Origin of the sequence: Nocardioides caldifontis, from assembly GCF_008087345.1 — a bacterium.
Lineage (GTDB): Bacteria > Actinomycetota > Actinomycetes > Propionibacteriales > Nocardioidaceae > Marmoricola_A > Marmoricola_A caldifontis.
In genome coordinates, this window is the sequence record NZ_VHIB01000014.1 from 70268 (window position 1) to 89380 (window position 19113).

Annotated in this window: 19 protein-coding genes; 6 read left to right on the forward strand and 13 right to left on the reverse strand. The window is 68.3% G+C overall.

The window, feature by feature from the left end; translation table 11 throughout:
- The first annotated feature begins 83 nt into the window (after nucleotides 1-83).
- The gene (locus FIP57_RS20125; RefSeq protein WP_162529888.1) at nucleotides 84-836 is read left to right on the forward strand and encodes a M15 family metallopeptidase; all 753 of its coding nucleotides are present in this window, start codon (nucleotides 84-86) and stop codon (nucleotides 834-836) included.
- On the forward strand, nucleotides 833-2551 hold the full coding sequence (gene lnt, locus FIP57_RS20130; protein ID WP_148575347.1) for an apolipoprotein N-acyltransferase: 1719 nt from the start codon (nucleotides 833-835) through the stop codon (nucleotides 2549-2551). The genes FIP57_RS20125 and lnt overlap by 4 nt, the downstream gene beginning before the upstream one ends.
- Nucleotides 2552-2598: 47 nt before the next feature.
- Here lnt and FIP57_RS20135 read toward each other — a convergent pair whose 3' ends face one another.
- A complete protein-coding gene (locus tag FIP57_RS20135; RefSeq protein ID WP_148575348.1) occupies nucleotides 2599-2949 on the reverse strand; it encodes an ArsR/SmtB family transcription factor in 351 nt (116 codons plus the stop codon).
- 104 nt (nucleotides 2950-3053) lie between these two features.
- Here FIP57_RS20135 and FIP57_RS20140 point away from each other — a divergent pair, with 104 nt between their 5' ends.
- Nucleotides 3054-3731: a methyltransferase family protein gene (locus tag FIP57_RS20140; protein WP_148575349.1), complete on the forward strand. Its 678-nt coding sequence runs from the start codon at nucleotides 3054-3056 to the stop codon at nucleotides 3729-3731.
- Complete coding sequence (locus FIP57_RS20145) at nucleotides 3731-4681, forward strand: cation diffusion facilitator family transporter (RefSeq protein ID WP_148575350.1); 951 nt, start codon at nucleotides 3731-3733, stop codon at nucleotides 4679-4681. The genes FIP57_RS20140 and FIP57_RS20145 overlap by 1 nt, the downstream gene beginning before the upstream one ends.
- Here FIP57_RS20145 and FIP57_RS24175 read toward each other — a convergent pair.
- From FIP57_RS24175 to FIP57_RS20175, 7 genes are all read right to left on the reverse strand, one after another.
- Nucleotides 4643-4972: a divalent metal cation transporter gene (locus FIP57_RS24175; protein WP_238993625.1), complete on the reverse strand. Its 330-nt coding sequence runs from the start codon at nucleotides 4970-4972 to the stop codon at nucleotides 4643-4645. The genes FIP57_RS20145 and FIP57_RS24175 overlap by 39 nt on opposite strands.
- Nucleotides 4973-5216: 244 nt before the next feature.
- On the reverse strand, nucleotides 5217-5918 hold the full coding sequence (locus FIP57_RS24180; protein WP_238993626.1) for an Nramp family divalent metal transporter: 702 nt from the start codon (nucleotides 5916-5918) through the stop codon (nucleotides 5217-5219).
- A 368-nt stretch (nucleotides 5919-6286) separates the two neighbouring features.
- A complete protein-coding gene (locus tag FIP57_RS20155; RefSeq protein WP_162529889.1) occupies nucleotides 6287-6634 on the reverse strand; it encodes a DUF2752 domain-containing protein in 348 nt (115 codons plus the stop codon).
- Between the two features lie 460 nt (nucleotides 6635-7094).
- The gene (locus FIP57_RS23400) at nucleotides 7095-7304 is read right to left on the reverse strand and encodes a hypothetical protein (RefSeq protein ID WP_162529890.1); all 210 of its coding nucleotides are present in this window, start codon (nucleotides 7302-7304) and stop codon (nucleotides 7095-7097) included.
- The gene (locus FIP57_RS20165; protein WP_238993627.1) at nucleotides 7301-7603 is read right to left on the reverse strand and encodes a thioredoxin family protein; all 303 of its coding nucleotides are present in this window, start codon (nucleotides 7601-7603) and stop codon (nucleotides 7301-7303) included. Before FIP57_RS20165 ends, FIP57_RS23400 begins: the two co-directional genes overlap by 4 nt.
- A 223-nt stretch (nucleotides 7604-7826) precedes the next feature.
- Entirely contained in the window at nucleotides 7827-9497 is a 1671-nt protein-coding gene (locus tag FIP57_RS20170) for an FAD-dependent oxidoreductase (protein WP_148575353.1), read from the reverse strand.
- 15 nt (nucleotides 9498-9512) lie between these two features.
- Complete coding sequence (locus FIP57_RS20175; protein WP_148575354.1) at nucleotides 9513-10394, reverse strand: AurF N-oxygenase family protein; 882 nt, start codon at nucleotides 10392-10394, stop codon at nucleotides 9513-9515.
- Between the two features lie 337 nt (nucleotides 10395-10731).
- On the opposite strand from FIP57_RS20175, the gene FIP57_RS20180 reads away from it, so the two are divergent.
- Nucleotides 10732-13095, forward strand: a complete 2364-nt coding sequence (locus tag FIP57_RS20180) for a transglutaminase TgpA family protein (RefSeq protein WP_162529892.1) — start codon at nucleotides 10732-10734, stop codon at nucleotides 13093-13095.
- Between the two features lie 75 nt (nucleotides 13096-13170).
- Here FIP57_RS20180 and FIP57_RS20185 read toward each other — a convergent pair whose 3' ends face one another.
- Entirely contained in the window at nucleotides 13171-13617 is a 447-nt protein-coding gene (locus tag FIP57_RS20185) for a flagellar basal body-associated FliL family protein (protein WP_162529893.1), read from the reverse strand.
- A 248-nt stretch (nucleotides 13618-13865) separates the two neighbouring features.
- On the opposite strand from FIP57_RS20185, the gene FIP57_RS20190 reads away from it, so the two are divergent.
- Nucleotides 13866-15122, forward strand: coding sequence for a M23 family metallopeptidase (locus tag FIP57_RS20190; RefSeq protein WP_148575357.1), 1257 nt, complete (start codon nucleotides 13866-13868; stop codon nucleotides 15120-15122).
- A 139-nt stretch (nucleotides 15123-15261) separates the two neighbouring features.
- Here the strand turns inward: FIP57_RS20190 and FIP57_RS20195 are convergent, their stop codons facing one another.
- The 4 genes from FIP57_RS20195 to FIP57_RS20210 all read right to left on the reverse strand — a co-directional run bounded on the left by FIP57_RS20195 (nucleotide 15262) and on the right by FIP57_RS20210 (nucleotide 18903).
- A complete protein-coding gene (locus FIP57_RS20195; RefSeq protein WP_148575358.1) occupies nucleotides 15262-15858 on the reverse strand; it encodes a cadmium resistance transporter in 597 nt (198 codons plus the stop codon).
- A 143-nt stretch (nucleotides 15859-16001) separates the two neighbouring features.
- The gene (gene lspA / locus FIP57_RS20200) at nucleotides 16002-16541 is read right to left on the reverse strand and encodes a signal peptidase II (RefSeq protein WP_148575359.1); all 540 of its coding nucleotides are present in this window, start codon (nucleotides 16539-16541) and stop codon (nucleotides 16002-16004) included.
- Nucleotides 16538-18508, reverse strand: coding sequence for a heavy metal translocating P-type ATPase (locus FIP57_RS20205; RefSeq protein ID WP_148575360.1), 1971 nt, complete (start codon nucleotides 18506-18508; stop codon nucleotides 16538-16540). Before FIP57_RS20205 ends, lspA begins: the two co-directional genes overlap by 4 nt.
- The gene (locus tag FIP57_RS20210) at nucleotides 18505-18903 is read right to left on the reverse strand and encodes an ArsR/SmtB family transcription factor (RefSeq protein WP_148575361.1); all 399 of its coding nucleotides are present in this window, start codon (nucleotides 18901-18903) and stop codon (nucleotides 18505-18507) included. Before FIP57_RS20210 ends, FIP57_RS20205 begins: the two co-directional genes overlap by 4 nt.
- Between the last annotated feature and the right edge of the window lie 210 nt (nucleotides 18904-19113).

Here is a 19113-nt window from a genome sequence, read left to right on the forward strand (position 1 = left end):
GGCAACCAGCGCACAAGGGGATTCGCCGACGCCGGCCGGGCACCCCCGGCACCGTTGCAGCGTTGGCCACGGTGTTGGGCTCCATGGCGCTCACCGGCGCGGTGCTAGTCACGACTGTGGTGCTGCAGGCCGGGCAGGCAGCCCATCCCGGTGCGTCACTGGAGATCGCCCATGCCCTTTTCGGCGCCTCTGACGTCGCAGCGCAGCCGCAGACGTCGGCCCCTCGAGGCGGCGATGCCCTCGACGGCTTTGCGCGGGAGCGATACCAGCGGGCGAAGCGGATGCAGGCCGAGCGCATGGCGGCGATGACGCGCCCGAGCCGGGACAACGACCGCCGCTCCGACCCCGGCACGCGGCGTGAGGACGGCCGCCGTACGCAGGGGTCGGCGCCGCCCCCGTGGTTGCAAGAGTGCATGCAGCGGAGCTCGGATCGTGCCCAGTGGCACAGCAACGGCCAGATTCCGTCCAGCGAGCTGTGTGCGCTTCCGGAATCCGGCCATCTGCTGCACGGCGACGCCGCGGCGGGATGGTGGCGGCTCAACGTCGCCTTCACTCGTCGGTTCGGCGCCGGGGTCTGCATCACCGACTCCTACCGCAGCTACGGGGCACAGGCGTCGGTGTACGCCTCCAAACCCGGACTCGCGGCCGCACCGGGCACCAGCAACCACGGTTGGGGAGTCGCGATGGACTGGTGCGGCGGCGTGGAGTCCTACACCTCGCCGCAGCACCAGTGGCTGGCCCGCAACGGCGCCCGGTTCGGCTGGGTGAACCCCGGCTGGGCGCAGGCCGGCGGGTCGCGGCCTGAGCCGTGGCACTGGGAGTACGACAGCCGATGACCCGGTACGCCCCCGACGGAAATGCCGGCGCGGATGCTGCCGACGCGAGGGCTGCCGACGCCACGACCGCGACCTCCCGTTCCCGTGGGCACGGGAGGTCGCTGCTGCGCCGGACGCCGGCAACGGGTGTGCTGGCTCGGGTGGTGCTCGCGGTCGCCGCAGGGTTCGCGCTGTACCTGACGTTCGAGCCGCACGGGCTGTGGTCACTGGGCCCGATCGGGCTCGCCACCCTGTTCGGGGTGCTGCACGGCCGCTCGGCGCGAGCTGGGTTCGGGTACGGGTTGCTCTTCGGGCTGGGCATGATGCTGCCGCTGCTGTGGTGGGCCGGGGAGTTCGTCGGCCCCGTCGGGTCGCTCCCGCTCGGCACCCTGCAGGCGCTGCTGGTCGCCCCGGTGACCGCCGGCATCGCGGTTGTCTCCCGGTGCCGGGCTGCGCCGGTTTGGGCTGCGGCGTTGTGGGTGGCCGGTGAGACGTTGCGGTCGCTGGTGCCGTTCGGTGGGTTCCCGTGGGCGAAGGTGGCGTTCGGGCAGGTCGACGGCGTCTTGCTGCCGTTGGCCGCGGTCGGCGGCACCCCGCTGGTCGGCTTCGCGGTCGCGTTGTGCGGGTTCAGCCTCATCATGCTGATGCGAACCGTGTGGCGGTCGCGGCGGCCGGGCGGCGCCCGACACACCGTCGCCGTTGCGGCGTTGGTGGCCGGCGTCCTGGTTCCGCTGGGGGCTGGGGTGGCGGCGGGCGCACTGGTGAGCACCTCGCCGCAGGACGGCACCGTCACCGTGGCTGCGGTGCAGGGCAACGTGCCACGCGCCGGGCTGGAGTTCAACGCCGAACGGCGTGCGGTGCTCGACAACCACGTCCGCGAGACGCTGAGGCTCGCCGGCGACGTTGACGCCGGCCGGGTTCCGACTCCGGATCTGGTGCTGTGGCCGGAGAACTCCTCCGACATCGACCCTTACGCCAACGCTGACGCCTACGCCCAGATCGAGAGGGCCAGCGACGCGGTCGGGGTTCCGGTGCTGGTCGGTGCCGTCGTCGGCGGCGACGGGCCGGCGCCCCGCAACACCGTGCTGCAGTGGGACCCCGCGGCAGGGCCGGTCGCGGAGTACGCGAAACGCCGGCTGCAGCCCTTCGGGGAGACGATGCCGATGCGGGACTTCTTCCGCCTGTTCACCGATCAGGTCGACGAAGCCGGCCGCTTCACGTCCGGCACCGAGGCCACGGTGTTCGACATCGCGGCCGGGGACTCCGGCTCGGTCAGGGTGGCGATCACGCTGTGCTACGAGGTGATCTTCGACAGCACCGTACGGGACTCCATCCTTGGCGGCGCGAACCTTCTCACGGTGCCCAGCAACAACGCTACGTTCGGCTACACCGACATGACTCACCAGCAGCTGGCCATCGACCGGTTCCGAGCCGTGGAGCACAGCCGGTCGGTCGTGGTGCCCACCACGAGCGGCGTCAGCGCGATCATCAACCCCGACGGGAACGTCGTCGCCTCCAGCGGCATGTTCGAGCCGGCGACCCTGGTCGCGAGGGTGCCGCTGCGCTCCGAGCTCACGGTCGCCGACCGACTCGGGCCCGTCCCCGAGGGGCTGCTGACGCTGGCCGGGGTCACCGCCCTGGCAGGAGCCGTCATCCCATGGTCGGCGACGCGGACGGCGATGACGCCAGCGTGGGGCGGGGCGTGGGTCAGGGCGTGGGGGAGCAGGCGTGGATGAGCAGGGCGCCGGCATGGAACGCGGACCCGATCGGCGACGGCCCCGAGTCACTCCGCGGCTTGGGTGGAACCCAGCCGCATGTGCTCGGTGTGGTAGATCGCCTGGTCGATCAGCTCCGCGACGTGGTCGTCGAAGAGGCGGTATTGCACGTGTCGACCTTCTCTTCGCGCCTCCACCAGGCCGAGGTTGCGCAGCACCCGAAGCTGCTGACTCACCGCCGACTGCTCCATCGCGACCGCCTGAACGAGCTCACCGACGGTCGCCGGCCCCTCGCACAGCGTCGCCAGCAGCATCAGTCGGCTCGGCGTGGCCAGTGCCTGCAGCGTCGTCGCGACCGCCTTGGCCTGCGACGCATCGAGCTCGTGGCGGTGGCCGGCCGCAGCCGCTCGGTGTCCCATGCCACACATCCTAGCCACACTTGCATGAACACGTATTCATGTGGTGTGCTGTCGGGGTGTCGGTGCGGGAGACGCACCCGAGGCGAAGGAGAAGGAGCAGGGTCATGACGGTCGCAGCGCTGGTGTTGTTCGGGTTCTACCTCGGGGTCGGGTTCGTGCTGCGCACCCTCCTGCAGTGGCGCCGTACCGGTGACAGCGGGTTCCGGGGTATCTCCGGACGTCCCGGCTCCGCGCCCTGGTGGGCCGGCGTGCTGTTCGTCGTGGCTCTGGTGGCCGGTGTCGCCGGCCCGGTCGCCGCGCTGCTGGGCCTGGACGCGCTGCCCTACCTGCAGACGGACCGGTTGCAGATCATCGGGACGGTGGTCGCGGTCGCCGGGCTCGCCGGCACCTTCATCACCCAGCTCGACATGGGCACGAGCTGGCGGATCGGGGTCGACGACGCCGAAAAGACCGAGCTGGTCACGGGTGGCGCCTTCGCGGTGGTGCGCAACCCGATCTTCACCGCGATGGCGGCCACCGGCGCCGGGCTGGCGCTGATGGTGCCCAACGTCGTCGCCGTCGGCGGGTTCGTGCTGCTGCTCGTGGCGTTGCAGCTGCAGGTCAGGGTCGTCGAGGAGCCGTACCTTCGCCTCACCCACGGTGCGGACTACGTTCGATATGCCAGAACGACGGGCCGGTTCCTGCCCGGTATCGGCCGCTACCGCGTCTCCACTGTCGCGTCCGGTCTGGGCGAAGCGGCTGGCACGAAGGTGATCGAGCACTCGAAGAACGGAGCCCGGTGATGGGTGCGGGACACGGACACGGACACGGCGCGGACCAGGGCCGGGGAGCGAACTCAGACGGAGTCGGCGGTCACGCCGGTGGCCGCCACCGATGGCGGCTCGCTGCCGCCTTTGTTCTGATCGCTGGGTTCTTCGGGGTCGAGTTGGCCTACGGGCTGCTCACCGGGTCGCTGGCGCTCCTTTCGGACGCCGGTCACATGGCCGCCGACGTGGTGGCCCTCGGTGCGGCGCTAGTGGCGACGAAGGTTGCGACACGCCGGGACACCACCGGCCGCCGCACCTACGGTTCCTACCGGGCGGAGGTCTTCGCCTCCGGCCTCGCGGCGCTGCTCATGCTCGGTGCGGCGACGTACGTGGTGATCGAGGCGATCGGCCGGCTCGGCGAAGACGTCATGGTCGAGACCGGCCCGATGCTCGTCGTGGGCGCCCTCGGGCTGGTGGTGAACGTGATCGCGATGCTGCTCCTGCGCGGCGGCGCCGCCGAAAGCCTGAACGTCAAGGGTGCCTACCTCGAGGTGGTCGCCGACACCGCGGGCTCGGTCGGCGTGCTGCTAGCCGGGTGGCTGGTCGCCGCAACCGGCGACGGCTACTGGGACACCGTGGTAGCCCTCGCCATCGGTGCCTACATCGCCGTGCGGGCGCTGATCCTGGGCGGCGAAGTGCTCGCCGTGCTCGGCCAGCACGCCCCGGCCGGAATTGACGTCGACCAAGTACAGAGCGATCTTGGGGCGCTCGACGGCGTCTCAGAGGTCCACGACCTGCACCTTTGGACGCTCACCTCAGGGATGCACGTTGCGACCGCGCACCTGGTCACCCCGGCGACCTCGACGACTCCGGCGGTGCTGGAGGCGGCGCGCACCATGCTGAAGCAGCGACACGGGATCGCGCACGCCACTCTGCAGGTGGAGACCTCACAGCACGCCGACGACTGCCGCGACACCGACTGGTAGGAGGGGCGTCTCCAAGGAAATCTGTTCACCGCACTCCTTGGCCCGACGGCTACCCCGCCACAAGGCAGAAGAGCAGGAATGTGTCGAGAGCAACGATGAGGCCAGCCACGCACCCAGCAGCGACGGTCGTCGCCTTCCGGTTACCCACGGACCCATGAGCCGCCGCTGCGCGGTCAGCCACACGAGGGGTGCACGTGCGAACGGGATCCCGAAAGAGAGCACGACCTGCGACCACACCAGTGCCATGGTCGGATCAGCGCCCAGCGGAAGGATGACAAGCACGGGGGCCATGGCGATCGCTCGGCGCAGAGTCGCACCGGGACGTGCATGCGAAGGAAGCCGGCCATGACAACCTGGCCCGCGTGATTGCCGACGGCCGAGGCTGCCACACCGGAGACCAACCGAGCCATCGCAAAGAGCCGAGCTGAGTGTCCAGACCTCTATGCACCCTCGTGAAGGGACTGTTTTCCGCTGAATCGGTTCGAGGAGGACAACTGGGCGGCGATGACGAGCATCGTGGCGTTGACGATGCCGGCTATCCCATCGCGAGAGCTACGTCGAGGCGCTGTGCGCGGAATAGCCGTCGGCGGATCATCTTGCCGACCCCGATCATCGCGGCGGGAGCCGCTTCAAGGTCGCCGCCCGATTCTGGGTGAGAGTAGCGGCCAGGAGTCAGCGCGGAGTACACGGAGATGACGTGCGGCATCACAGTTGCGCCCAGGATGCCCGTTGCAAGTAGCGTGCTGTCGGTTCCTGCGAACCCCGGCACCATGCCGGTCGCCAGCGAACCGGCATCGGCTCCTGACGCACGAGGGTGTAGGCGAAGCCAAGACCAATGACAGCAAGCAAGCCCGCAATGATCGCCTCGAACGGCCCGGTATCCCCGGGACTGCGCGGCGAGGTTCAAGTAGGCGACGATCGCCGTGAGGGCCTCTCGGATAGGCAGCGGCACTCCGAACAGCAGGTTCAGCGCGATGGCGCCTCCTACAACCTCGGCGAGGTCGGTGGCGACTGCCGCCGCTTCGGCTTGGAGCCACAAGCCCCAAACGACCGGCCGAGGAAGCCGTTCGCGGCAGAGAGTCGCCAGATCCCGACTGGTCGCCGCACCGAGCTTGGCGGTAAGCGCTTGGATGAGCATTGCCATGAGATTCGCTGCCAGGATCACCCAGAGCAGTGGGTATCCATAACTGGCGCCGGCCGAGAAGTCGGTCGCGAATGCCTGGGTCGACGTACGCAATCGCCGCGATGAAGGCCGGACCTAACAGCGGCCACGTCTGACGCCATGACCGCCGGCCACCGTTCCCTCCCGGGAGCAGGCGCTGCTGCAGCCGCTGACGGCGTGGCGCGGTGCCTGGGGCCGCCATGTGCATCGGTCTCTCCCAGGTGTCTGGATGGCTCTATAGAACCGCCGGTGGTGGCAACGAAGCCCGTACGGCACCCAATGGATCGAGGAGGTGCCCCTTGAGCGTCACTCGCCCGCCACCGCAGCGTCACGGGTTCACGCGTGGGGCGTCACCACACTGCACGTGGAGTCACCCTCGCAGACGCGTCGCAGCAAATACGGCTCGCCCGAGTCGGTCACACTTGGGCTCGCCGACTGATTTCCTACCGCCCCGACCATGGCGCGAGGAGCATCTCAGCCTGCATCTGTTGTCTTACCTGCAGTGCAACCAGTGCTGCGACGAGCAGCAGGACCATCACCGCCGCGCGTCGCCGCGTCCACGCAATCGACACCGTGGCCCATCGGCCGACCAGCATTCCAACAGCGGCGCGTACCGACGCCAGTGCCGCAGCAAGCACCGCCAGGATCCCCGCGGGGTTGTACCGCCATGCTGCAGAGAGATCGCCGCGAGCGGTGTAGTAGGCGGCACGAGTGCCCCCGCAAAGGGGATCCACGATGCCGACCTCGTGCCACGGCCCGTGCAGGTTCACTACGGGCACGCCGGCGGACATTAAGGCGACCGTTGCTGCCGCTCCGAGCAAGCCTACGATCGTGATCGGCAGGCACAGGTCACGTGGTGACCACCAAAGGCGGAGCAGCGGAGCAGCGGATGCTCGCGCAGGTGAGCTGACCTGCGTCGAGGCCGCAGCCGGGGAGGCCGAGTGTGCAGTGCCCCCGATGTCGCGCCTTCCCATCTAGCCTCCGATCGGCGATCGACCGGCCCGTGGACCGGTTTACTAGCCGTCATCGTAGGTGCGGCTGCGGTCCCGACCGATCGCCGCGCTGAGCGCTTCGGCGAAACCCCGTCGGATCTGGGCGTCATTGCGTGAAGATGTCAAGAACCGGCGAGGCAGCGGCTTGCTGATCAGCTTGAGACCGGTTCGGCAGCAAGTTGTGTCTCCATGGGTAGTTGTCCCGTAGGGCGTCCTTGCCGACCGAGCACCTGGCCCACTCACCCCGCGTCCGGTGCGCCTACGCGAGGTCGAGGTCCGCCTTCTCCTCGGCCGAGTGCGCGGACCGGTGACCCCACGGGAACACCCACCGGAACAGGCTCAGCCCGGGCCGGTGGCACCAGCAGCCCTTCGCGCAGCCGCACCGCATCATGCCGAAGTGCTCGGCGACCCGGTTCCCGGCCGCCATAAGCACGTAGCCGGCGACGAGCAGTAGAAAGATCCGCTTCACGAGAGCACCTCCAGGAGCAGCGCGGTGTGGGGGGACCCGCTCAACCCGCTGGGCGTGGCGTAGACCCGGCATGTCAACTCCACGATCTCGTCGCCGGTCGCGAACGGATGCGTCCCGTCGATCCGGATGGTGGGCGACTCGAGGAACGCGAGTTCCTCGGCCTGCTCGGGAGTCTCGACCAGGCGCCGCGAGACCACGACGTCGGCGCCGCCGAGTTCGGCCAGCGCCTGACTAAGCCGGTCGTCGGCGACCTGCCAGTGGGGGCAGCCGCCGAAGTACAACAGCTCGACTCGCACCACCGGCTCCCTCCTGCACTGGGACTGGTCTTCCTCCAACTCTGTCATGTACGGCGCCGGGCGCTGGTGCCGCTGAGGGCGACAGTGCCGGAACTACGGCACACGTCAGACCCGACGCTCCTTGGTCACAACCCCAACACCAAACACGCGGGGGCTTGGGGTGGCGACTTCAGATCAGACCGTGGGATCAGCCCGCCGATCCATCTGTCACACCTTGCCGCCGGACTCAGCGATATGAGTTTCGCCGACGACGGGCTGTGGCAAGTAGTTCATCGACGCTGGCGAGCTTCACGCGTGGTCGGCCCTCGGCGAGTCCGCCGTCCCGCTCGCGCCGCTCGATCGCTGCAAGTCCTCGGGAGTCGACGGTCTGGGGGACGCGGCGGTGGACCAGGCGGTCGAAGGCTCGAGCACCCTGGCAGGGGCTTCTGAGTCGTCCGTCGATCGCGTCGGCGATGAGTGTGCCGACTGTTTCGTGTGCGTCACTGCGGTTGGTGCCGATGCCTCCTGAGGGCCCGCGCTTCGCCCATCCGACAACGTAGGTGCCAACGTGGTCGAGCACGCGGCCGCGATCGTGCGGCAGGGTGGCGCTGCGCTCGTCGAAGGGCAGTCCGGGAAGGGGTGCGCCTCGGTAGCCGATCGCCCGCGCCACCATGCCGGTGCGGAGGTCCGTGTGGACCTGACCCGTGGCGACCCGGATGGCCTCGACCTCGCCGTCGCCCAGGAGCGCGGTCGGGGCACTATGGAACCGAAGCACGATGCGCCGTCCCGGTTCCGGCGGCTTGCTCCAGTCGATGCGGCTGTGAGGTACGTCGAGAAGCAGCGCCGCTTTGTCTCGTGGGCCAGCTGAGCGGACGGCGTCGGAGACTGCTGGGTCGTGGTCGTCCAGCACTAGCTCCACGCCCGCGAACTGCTTGAGGCCGAGCAGTTCCGGCGACGTGTAGGCGGCCTCCGTGGGTCCGCGCCGACCGAGAAGCACTACCTCGCGGACGTTGCTCCTGCGCAGCGCAGCCAGGGCGTGATCGGCGATGTCGGTGGTTGCAAGCTCCGTGGGATCTGAGAGCAGGATCCGGGCGACATCGAGTGCCACATTGCCGTTGCCAACGATCACGGCGCGCTCCGAGGACAAGTCGAAGTCGTCGTCGGCCGCGTCCGGATGACCGTTGTACCAGGCAACGAAGCGGCGGGCTGAGATGCTTCCCTTCAGATGCTCGCCGTCGATCCCGAGCCATCGGTCTTCCGTGGCGCCGACCGCGTAGATCACCGCGTCGTGATGTTCCGCCAGTTCCTCATGAGTGACGTCTCGACCGATCTCGAGGTTGAGATACAGCCGTGTCCGGGGGTGGTCATGCAGGCGTCGAAAGGTCTCTCCAACGCCTCTGGTGGAGGGGTGGTCAGGAGCGACCCCGTAGCGGACCAAGCCGCCGGCGACAGGTAGGCGGTCGACCAGTGTCACCTCGGCGTTGGTGTTGAGCAACAGGTCTTGGGTCGCGTACATGCCGGCCGGTCCCGTGCCGACGACCGCTACCCGTGGGGCGCGGAAGTCGGGCGGCAGGATCCGGTCGAACACCGGTGGGTCCCAATGATGCAGATTGGGCCCCGCGTCTGCGGCACTTGATGCGCGTTCCTCCGCCCCCGAGTCGGTGGGGTTCTCGTAGTACGCCGCGTTGATGTCGGCGTAAACCTGATCGGAGCCAGTCAACTGCTGAATCGGGAAGATGGCTTCGACGGGACACGCGTCGGCGCAGGCCCCGCAGTCGATGCACGTCTTCGGGTCGATGTAGAGCATCTCGCTCTCCGCGAACTCACGCTCCTCCGGCGTGGGATGGATGCAGTTCACGGGGCAGACGGAAACGCACGTAGCGTCGTTGCAGCAGTTCTGGGTGATGGCGAAGGCCATGATGTCGAGCCTGTCTCAGATAAGGTTTGCGCGCCGGTAGATCCGCATGGCTGGCTTGGTGAGCAGGCCGACCTCGGCGAGGAAGTCCATGAGCCCCGAACAGCTCGAGCGGAGCATTGCCTTGTAGTGCTCATTGTCCCGGGCCTCGCGGGCGGCTCGTTCGGGGTCGAGCCCGGCGTTCTCATACACCTTCGGGTTGACCATGCTCGTCACGATGAAGTACGACACGATTGCGACGATGAGCGCGTCGACGGCGCGGCGGGTGCGCCCGGCTCCAGCGAGTCGCTGACGAACCTCGTCGCGGGCGAATGCCATGTGCCGGGACTCGTCGACGACGTGAATGTTGTTGATCGTACGGACGAAGGGCGCGACTCGGTCGTCGCGCATCCAGTCTCGCTGCATGACGTCCAGGACTTCTTCCGCGACCAGGATGGCGGCGTAGGCAGTCTCACCGTAGGCGAGAGTCTTGAACGCTCGTCCGAGCTCGACGACGGTTCGGCTGGGCCGGTACGCGGGGGCGCCGAGTTTGGATGCTCCGCGCGCGAACATGACCGAATGGCGGCACTCGTCGGCGACCTCGGTGAGTGCCCACTGAAACTCAGGCGACGTCGGGTCCTTGGTGTAAATGTCCCGCAGCACCATCTGCTGAAGGATCATCTCGAACCAAATGCCCGTACTCGCGACGGACGCCGCTTCCTGCCGGGTGAGGGCAGCGCGCTGGTGCTCGCTCATCTCCGCCCAGCAGCTCGTTCCGAAGAGGGTGCTCCACTCCGGGCTCGCCCCGTGGTCAGCGTGATCGAGCGGGCTGTCCCAATCCACTTCGGTCATGGGGTCGAGCGAGAGCTGCTCGGTCGAGTGCAGCAGCCGTTGGGCGACGTTTGCGCTGGCCTCGGTCATCAGCTCGTCTCCAAAACGTGACATCGTGAATGTGACATCAGAGATGGTACATAGATAGTGGCACGGTGTCGATGAGGTTGTCAGCTCCGATCGGGCATGCTCGATCGCTCCGCGACGGCGGGGGAGGCGCGGGCTTTGTAGCAGTTACGAACCGGACCACATCACGCACCGGCGTCGAGGTCGCGCCGCGACTCGCCCTTCCGTTCGTGCATGTCGGGCGGTGATCCGGGGCGTCACGTATCCGTGAACCAGGACCATGCTCACCTCTGGCGTGCTTCGTTTCACCTGCGAAGATGCGAGTATGAGGTCCAGCGCCCGCCGACCCTCTTCGTCAGCTGTGGCAACCGCACTGCTGGCCGCCGGAGCAACCTTTTTCACCTTGCTTGCGTGGGACGGCCTTTCGGACGACGCGAGTGGCTACCTGGTGCCGCTGTTCTTCATTTGCCTTAGCGTCGGGGCCATGGGGCTGGCGCTTCGGGCGCTGCGCCTACCGCGGCCGCTGGTCCCCTTGACCGAGCTCTTGATTATCGGGTTGGTTCTGCACTGGTGGTGGGCCTCAGAGTTCGCACTCGCAGGCCTCGTCCCGACAGGAGACTCGGCCGGGGCCGCGTTCGAGGTGCTCAGGCGCTCGGCCGAGGCCACCGAGCGCTACGCCGCGCCGGTTCCCGCCCGCGAAACCGGGTTCGCTCCGATCATGGTGGCCGCCGGCGCCGCGGTCGCTGTCTCCGTCGACACGCTAGCTTGCACATTCAGGCGGGTTCCGCTGGCGGGCCTACCGCTCCTCGCCGCTTTCACCGTGCCCGTGGCAATACTCGGCGGCGTCTCCTGGGTGACGTTTGGACTTGCTGCCAGCTGCTTCCTCCTCCTGATGGCTGCGGAGCAGGTCGACGTCATCGGCAACTGGAGCGAGCCCCTCGCCGGGGCCAGGGGCACAGCGCAAACCAGTGCGCAATCTCGGCCACCGCGACTGCGAGCCCAGTGGAGCAATGCCAGCCGCATCGGCCTTCTCGGCATCGGTGTCGCCGTCGCCGCTCCCGTGCTTCTGCCGTTCGGTGATGGAATCCTGGGCCAGAGCCTCGAGCCGCGTATCGCCGGCGCCGGGGGCGGTGTTCGGCTACAGAACCCGTTGGTAGACATAAAACGGGATCTCACCCGCGGTGCCGACACGCCTCTCGTAGTCGTGCGCACCGATGATCCAGACCCCACCTATCTCCGACTCAGCGTGCTCGATGAGTTCGACGGGATGACTTGGCGACCTTCCGAGCGCGACCTCCCCTCCGAGAACCAGGCGATCGGTGACGTGCCGCCCCCTGAAGGGCTCGAGGCGGCGACGCCACGGCGGGAGTTCAGCTGGAGTATCGAGGTGCTCGAAGCGTTCGACACCGCGTGGCTGCCGACGCCGTACCCGTACACCGAAGTCACCGTCGACGGTGATTGGCGCTACGACCTCGAGACCATGGATTTGACCAGTCCTGGGGGAGAAATGAGTGGCGCCGGTGTCCAGTACGACGTTGTCGGACTGGAGCCGTCGCCGGATCAGCAGGCGCTCGTCGCCGCGGCGCCCGCGCCGCTCAGCATCCGGTCCTCGAACACTGTGGTCCCGGACTCGTTCCCAGCAAAGTTCGAGGAGCTGGCCGAGGAGGTCACCGCGAGCGCGGACAGCTCGTTCGAGCGCGCAGTGATGCTCCAGAACTGGTTCCGTGAAGACGGCGGGTTCACGTACTCCCTCGACCGCGAGGAAGGCAATGGCATCGAACAGCTTGAGCTGTTCCTCGGCACCGGCCCCGGGAGCCGCGTCGGCTACTGCGAACAGTTCGCATCCGCCATGGCGACGATGGCGCGCAGCCTCAATATCCCGGCGCGGGTCGCTGTGGGCTTCCTCGAGCCACAACTCGTCGATGACACGTACGTGTACAGCGCCCACGACCTTCACGCCTGGCCCGAGCTGTACTTCGACGGAGTGGGGTGGCTGCGCTTCGAGCCGACGCCGCCACAACGCGCAAGCCAAGTGCCCGAGTACACAGCCGGAGCCGTCCCGGCGCCGCTAGCGGGACCGACGCCAAATGAGGCGCCGAGCGAGGCAGTGCCGTCGCCGCAACCGGCGCCGAATGAGTCACCGGCCCTCGACCAGGGAGTAGTCACCGAGCCGGCGATGCCGGCCTGGGCACGCTGGACGGGTTGGATTGGAGGCGCTGCGGCTGTCACGTTGCTTGCGTGTCTGCCTCGTGCGGTGCGCGGATGGCTGCGCCGCCGGCGGCTGGACGAGGACGGTGGCGGCGGAGTCGAGGCGGCATGGAGCGAGGTCCGCGCGACAGCGGTGGACTTGGGACACGGCTGGGATGACGGCGCCACCCTGCGCCGTCGGGCCCACGACCTCGCTCCAAATGTCGGAGCGTCGGACAATGGGGGCCCACTCCTAGCGTTGGAGTCGCTCGTGCTGCTCGTCGAGCGAGCGCGGTACTCTCGAAGTGGCCTGGACGCAGTACGTTCACGTGAGACGCGTAGGTTGGCACGCACGGTGACCGATGCAATGGTCGCCGCTGCGCGACCGCGTCAGCGGACACGGGCCACCTGGCTGCCGTCCTCGCTTTGGCGAGGCCGCCGACCAATGCACCGGTCTGTGACGACTGCCGAGTCCACCGCGAACAGACCGGAAGCGCTGCTGGCGCGTCAAGGGCAGAGCGAACGCGTGTCCCTGTAAGGGGCGGGAGCTCTCGGCGTAGCAAAGGGTCAGCTCAGCACCGACCGTGCGCCCGCGGCACCAGTCGCGTTGACGTCACTGTGTCACGAAGTTGGTGAAGTACACGGCCATGACCTCGCCCTCGTACTCCTCGATCAGCTCCTTTTGCAGCTCCTTCTTCAGCTTGGCCCGGGATTCCTTGTCGGCGAGCTCTTCAAGGTCCCTGCCCGAGAAGAGTGCGATAAGGCTATCGAGGGCTTTGCCGCCGTCCGGCTCTTCCGCGACGGCGTCGGTGAGCTGCAACGCCACACCGACCTTCAGATAGCGCCCCTCGGCCAGATTCACCTGGATCGGCTCTAGCGTCATGACCTCGCCGGGTACGGGTTCCTTCTCTGGAACCGGCCTGAGGAGGAACCAGTACGCGCCACCCGCCATCGCGACGAGCAGGGCGGCCACGATGATGAGCTTCTTCTTGCTGCCCTTGGCCGGGGCCTGGGCCGGGGTAGAGCTTGAGGCCTGCGCGCTGAGTTGGGTGGTCGCCACGGGTCCTTCTCGATTCGTTGCGCGGCCGCCGTGTTGCGGCCGAGTGCTGTCGGCCAATGCCATCGGCCGGACTGAGCCCGACTTGAGCCGCCTGTCGTTCAAGGTTCCCGGACAGATGGAATCGGCCTGCGTGGAATGCCGACGGGCGAGTGGTCGTGACCCCTCAATCGGGACCTGTCCCGGTCCGATACCGATCACAGCGCGAACACGAACTCAGACGCTCGCGGTACGCAGAAGAAGGGGCGCCCATGGTGCTGGTCATGTCCGTGACAAACAGTCGGCGGCGTGTCGCCACGCTTGTCATGGGAGCACTGATCAGCATGCTTCTCCCGGTTTCCTTGGCTGACGCTGCGGACCTTGAGGACCGCCAACGGGAGCTCAACGGCCAAATCGACCGAGCAGGGCGCCACCTCGACCAGTCGACCGCGGAGTGGCTGGAGGCAATCGGCGCTATGGAGCGCGCCGAGGACGAGTTGGCCGCCGCACACCAGCGGCTTGCTGAAGCGCAGACGGCGGTCGCTACTGCGCGCGCGCTCCATGAGCCGATCGAGGCGAAGCTGCGGTCCGCAGAAGGCGCCTCCGGTGAGGCCGAAGCACTTGTCAGTCGCGCCCAGCAAGAGATCGATGAGGAGATGGCAGTCTTGCGCGCCGCGGTCATCGACTCCGTTCAGGGTGCCAGTCCGTCGGTGATGGCGCTCGGCGCATTGCTCAACTCACAGACCCCAGAAGACATCACACGCCAGTCGGGTGCCTCGCAGGCCTTTGCCGATGCACAGCTTGCGTCGGTGCAGCGCCTCGAGGCGGCGCGGACCGTGCTTCAGGTGCAGGAACAACGGCTGGCAGAAGCTGAGGCTCGCGTCGCGGAACAGGAAATCGCCGCCCGCAAAGTCGTGCTCGAGCAGACTGAGCTACTGCGACGTGCCAAGAAGGCGGAGGCGGAGGTTGCCGACCTCACTGAGACCCTCAAGGCAAAGCGCGTCGCGGCGGCCCGAGCCAAGGCGCGGGACTCCGCACTCCTGCAGGACCTTGAGCGCGAACGCAACCGTGTTGCGCAGCTACTGTTTCCCGGAGGCGGCGACGGGGCAGCCGCTGGCGCCTTCCCCGCGGACTCAGGTCCCATGATGCGGCCGGTTGACGGGTCGGTCACTTCCCCCTTCGGGATGCGCATGCACCCCATCTACAAGGAGTGGAAACTCCACGACGGCACCGACATGGCGGCGGCCTGCGGGACGCCGGTCCGGGCGGCATCGGGCGGTCGGATCCTCGAGGCCTACTTCCACAGCGCCTATGGCAACCGAATCATCATGGACAACGGCAACCAGGGTGGCGTCGGAGTAGGAACCACCTACAACCACCTCAGTGAGTTCGCGGTATCAAAGGGCCAATGGGTGCAGCGCGGCGACGTGATCGGGTACGCCGGAACGACAGGCGCGTCCACCGGGTGTCACCTCCATTTCATGGTTCTGAAAGACGGCACTCCCGTCGACCCCATGGGCTGGGTCTGAAACGACGCGGCTTCCGCCGGCGGCCAAGCACACCTTGGCGACACCGCAACGGCGGCCGAGACGTCCATCCCAGCCGAGCTCGAACGGGTGAAGCTTCGATTCGCTTAGTCTGCGCCGGGTCGCCGGACTCACTCCGAAGTCACAAGCCGAACGCGCCGCCCTCGATCAAGATGACAAGGCCGAGCACGATGAGGACGAGTGGGAACAAGATGTGCTCCCACCGCTCGAGCACGTCTGCGATCGGCTTGCGGGTGGCCACGAACTTCGCGGCGAGGACCAGGACGAGGACCAGGGCCAGGAATACCACGCAGTAGGCCACGAGTGCCCCGGTGCCGACGGCGAGGAAGACCGGCACGTAGACCCCGATGTTGTCTCCGCCGTTAGCGAAGGTGACCGCGGCTACCGCCAGGGCACTGATGGGCCTGTCGGCGAGGCTGTCGTCGTCATCGTCCCCGTTTCGCCAGACCTGCCAGCCCGCGTAGACACCTAAGAGTAGTGGTATTAGGCCGAAGTACGGGATGGCTTCGTCGGGAAGGAACAGTCCCGCGCCGAAGGTCACCGCGACGGATGCCAGCAGGATGCCACCGAATCCGAGGTACTGCCCGACGATGATTCTGGTGGTGGTACCTCGTTGCCCGGTTCCGCGTGCGAAGAACAGGGACAGGACGATGATGTCGTCGATGTTGGTGACCAGGAACAGGCCCATCGCCTGAAACGTGGAGCTGATCATGTCCATGTCTCCTTGTGGGTGTCGCGCGCTGGGGCGTCTCGTCTCGCGAGAGCACCCCGCTGCCTTCGCCGTCCACGACCTTCGTGACCGGGTGACGCTGGGCGGAGCCTGGGAGTCAGCGCAGCGAGGGGGGCGCTATCGAATGCCTGTCACAGCCCGGTGATGGTCGGGGCGCCCGTATTGTCTTTCACAGACTCCGCCGTGCTCGTGACGCGTTCTCGGCGGGCATGCAGCAGGGCGATCACGAAGCATCCGGTGACCAGGAAGGTGTCGGCGAAGTTGAAGGTGGGCCACCAGCCGGTGTGCAGGTAGTCGGTGACCACGCCGTCGCGGGCGCGGTCGACCACATTGGCGACCGCGCCGCCGATCACGGCGCCGCCGGCGATCCGCTCGACCCACCCCGCTTGGGGTGCCCGGTGCCAGGCATAGACGGCGAACGCGACGGAGATCGTCGCGGTGACCGCCACGATCCACCCGGCGGGCAGCTTGTCGCCCATGCTGAAGGCGACGCCCGGGTTGTAGGCCAGTTGCAGCTGGATCAGGCCGAGGTCGAGCGGCGAGTCGGCCAGCCGGGCCTCGGAGACGGCCTTGGCGGCCAGGTCCACCGCAGCCACCGTCGCGGCCGCCAGCAGCACTGCGACGCGCCCGGCTCTCGGTCGCGTCGGGGCCTGGCTCAAACCGGCGGTCACCTTGCGGCGGCTTCCGCCGGCACGGGGGCCGGCGTGGGCTGGGTGGGCGGCGCAGCCTGTAGCGGTCGGGTGCGGCCGGCGCGCACACCGTTGCCGATCACCAGGATCTCGGCAACCTCGTGGAACAGCACCACCGCGGCCAGCCCTAGCACCCCGAACCCGGCGAGCGGGATCAGGATGGCGATCAGGCCGAGGGACAGGCCGACGTTCTGCAGCATGATCGCCCGTGCGCGACGGGCGTGGCTCAGGCTGTGCGGCAGATGGCGCAGGTCCTCACCCATCAGTGCGACGTCGGCGGTCTCGATCGCCACGTCGCTGCCCATGGCGCCCATGGCGATCCCGACGTCGGCGGTGGCCAGGGCTGGCGCGTCGTTGACGCCGTCACCGACCATCGCTGTCGGCCGGTGCTCGCGGAGCCGGGCGATGATGGCGGACTTGTCCTCCGGCCGCAGGTCGGCGTGAACGTCGCTGATCCCGGCCTGTGCGGCCAGTGCGGCAGCGGTGCGCTCGTTGTCGCCGGTGAGCATGGCGACCTGGTAGCCGCCGGCCCGCAGCCGCTGCACCACTTCGACGGCTTCGGGTCGAAGGTCGTCGCGGACCGCGACGGCGCCGATCACGGCCCCGTCGTACTCGATCAACACCGCGGTCGCGCCGGCCTCCTGCATCGCGGTGACCGTTCCGGCGAGCTCGCCGGTCGGGATCCAGCCGGGGCGCCCTAGGCGCGCCGGGCGGCCGTTGACGGTGCCGGTGAGGCCAGCGCCGGTGACGGCCTCGACGTCGTCGGCGTCGCGGTGCTCGGGGACGGCGGCCAGGATGGCGCGGGCGAGGGGGTGTTCGCTGCGGGACTCCAGGGCGGCGGCGATGTCGAGGACTTGCTCGCGGCTGTGGCCAGGCGCGGTGGCGACGTCGACCACGGCCGGCTGGTTGCGGGTCAGGGTGCCGGTCTTGTCCAAGGCGACACTCTCGATCCGGCCGAGCGCCTCCAGAGCGGCGCCGCCCTTGACCAGGGCGCCGATGCGGCTGGCGGCGCCGATGGCGGCGACCACCGTGACCGGGACGGCGATCGCCAGCGCACACGGGGAGGCGGCGACCAGGACGACCAGGGCACGCTCGATCCACGTGGCCGGGTCCCCGAGGAGGCTGCCGACGAAGGCGATCAGGGCGGCGAGAACCATGATCCCGGGCACCAGCGGCCGGGCGATCCTGTCGGCGAGGCGCTGGGCGTTGCCCTTGCGGGACTGCTCGGCCTCGACGATGTTGACGATCCGGGCCAGTGAGTTGTCCTCGGCGGTGGTGGTGACCTCGATCTCGAGGACGCCGGTGCCGTTGATGGAGCCGGCGTAGACGGTGTCGCCGACACTGGCCTCGACGGGGACCGATTCGCCGGTGAGGGCGGAAACGTCCAGTGCGGTGCGGCCGGTGCGGATGACGCCGTCGGTGGCGACCCGCTCGCCGGGGCGGACCAGGAGCAGGTCGCCGATCGTGAGGTCGGCCGGGGAGACGGTGACCTGGGCGTCAGCGCGAAGGATGGTGACCTCGGCCGGGACCAGGGACAGCAGGGCGCGCAGCCCCCGGCGGGTGCGGGCGACTGCGTACTCCTCCAGGCCCTCGCTGATGGAGTAGAGGAAGGCCAGCATGGCGGCTTCGGCGACCTCGCCGAGGATGACCGCGCCGATCGCGGCGATCGTCATCAGCGTGCCGACGCCGATCTTGCCCTTGGCCAGTCGCCTCAACGTGCTGGGGACGAAGGTCCACGCGCCGAGCGCCAGCGCGATGGCATTCAGCCCGGTGACCACGCCCTGGCTGGAGTCGTTGAGGTCGGCGATGTACCCGGCGATCAGGAAGAGACCGGCGAGCGCGGCGAAGCGGAGTTCAGTGACCTCCCAAAGTCGCTCTGGCTCGTGCTCCTCCAGCTCGCCGCCGTCATTGCTGGGCTCGTCGTGGCCGCAGCCGCAGGCGTCCGTCACGGTGCTACTTCCTCCGTCATGGTGGGAATGGTCTCGGTCCGAGGGCCCGTGGTATCCGATGGGCCGTAGCGGGGGCAGATCTCCACGGCCTCGCCGGTCAGGCCCAAGAGCTGCTCGGCCGCCGCGAGGAGGTCCATCAGCTCGGGGTGGGCGATGGAGTAGAACATCTGCCGACCTTCGGGTCGGCCGACGACCAAGCCGCAGTCGCGCAGGCAGGCCAGATGCCCCGAGACGGTGCCTTGGGCCAGGCCGAGCGTGTTGGTCAGGTCCACCACTCGGCGCTCGCCATGCGCGAGCTGGTGCACGATCGCCAGCCGGTTCCGGTCCGCAAGTCCGTGAAACAGTGCCGCGCCGCGCCGCAGCGCCGGGTCTGCATTGGCCGTTGTCATTGGCATACCCCGATGATAACGGCCAACCGGATAATCGCCCAACCCCCGCTGACAGCGGACGACGTTGAGGAGAGTCTCACCTTTAGCATCCGGCCATGGACCCCGGTCGGCACGGCCTCTTCCCCACGCAACGGCGGCGGCAATCGGTGGCAGCGAGGACCAGAGCATCGATCGTGACCGCAGCTCCCAGGTCGCACAGCGCACGCGCGGTCGGAA